The organism is Streptomyces sp. NPDC025784, from assembly GCF_055558435.1.
Genome location: NZ_JBVHMN010000051.1, coordinates 1 through 1,323 on the forward strand (window position 1 = coordinate 1; position 1,323 = coordinate 1,323).

A 1,323-nucleotide genomic window follows, 5' to 3' on the forward strand; every position below is an offset into this window, starting at 1 on the left:
AAACCGACTCAGGTGGTCAGGTAGAGAATACCGAGGCGTTCGGGTGAACTATGGTTAAGGAACTCGGCAAAATGCCCCCGTAACTTCGGGAGAAGGGGGGCCATCACTGGTGATTGGATTTACTCCATGAGCTGGGGGTGGCCGCAGAGACCAGCGAGAAGCGACTGTTTACTAAAAACACAGGTCCGTGCGAAGCCGTAAGGCGATGTATACGGACTGACGCCTGCCCGGTGCTGGAACGTTAAGGGGACCGGTTAGTCACAATTCGTTGTGGCGAAGCTGAGAACTTAAGCGCCAGTAAACGGCGGTGGTAACTATAACCATCCTAAGGTAGCGAAATTCCTTGTCGGGTAAGTTCCGACCTGCACGAATGGCGTAACGACTTCTCGACTGTCTCAACCATAGGCCCGGTGAAATTGCACTACGAGTAAAGATGCTCGTTTCGCGCAGCAGGACGGAAAGACCCCGGGACCTTTACTACAGTTTGATATTGGTGTTCGGTTCGGCTTGTGTAGGATAGCTGGGAGACTGTGAAGTGCGGGCGCCAGCCCGTGTGGAGTCGTCGTTGAAATACCAGTCTGGTCGTGCTGGATGTCTAACCTGGGTCCGTGATCCGGATCAGGGACAGTGTCTGATGGGTAGTTTAACTGGGGCGGTTGCCTCCCAAAGAGTAACGGAGGCGCCCAAAGGTTCCCTCAGCCTGGTTGGCAATCAGGTGTTGAGTGTAAGTGCACAAGGGAGCTTGACTGTGAGACCGACGGGTCGAGCAGGGACGAAAGTCGGGACTAGTGATCCGGCGGTGGCTTGTGGAAGCGCCGTCGCTCAACGGATAAAAGGTACCCCGGGGATAACAGGCTGATCTTCCCCAAGAGTCCATATCGACGGGATGGTTTGGCACCTCGATGTCGGCTCGTCGCATCCTGGGGCTGGAGTCGGTCCCAAGGGTTGGGCTGTTCGCCCATTAAAGCGGTACGCGAGCTGGGTTTAGAACGTCGTGAGACAGTTCGGTCCCTATCCGCTGTGCGCGTAGGAGTCTTGAGAAGGGCTGTCCCTAGTACGAGAGGACCGGGACGGACGAACCTCTGGTGTGCCAGTTGTCCTGCCAAGGGCATGGCTGGTTGGCTACGTTCGGGAGGGATAACCGCTGAAAGCATCTAAGCGGGAAGCCTGCTTCGAGATGAGGACTCCCACCCACTTGATGGGGTAAGGCTCCCAGTAGACGACTGGGTTGATAGGCCAGATCTGGAAGCGCCGTAAGGCGTGGAGGTGACTGGTACTAATAGGCCGAGGGCTTGTCCTCAGTTGCTCGCGTCCACTGTGTTG

The 1,323-nt window shown here is 56.4% G+C and carries 1 rRNA gene; it reads left to right on the top strand.

Going from position 1 to position 1,323, the window contains the following annotated elements:
- Positions 1-1,300 (top strand): 23S ribosomal RNA (locus tag ACZ4IF_RS44560); the annotation flags it as partial.
- Positions 1,301-1,323: the final 23 nt, after the last annotated feature.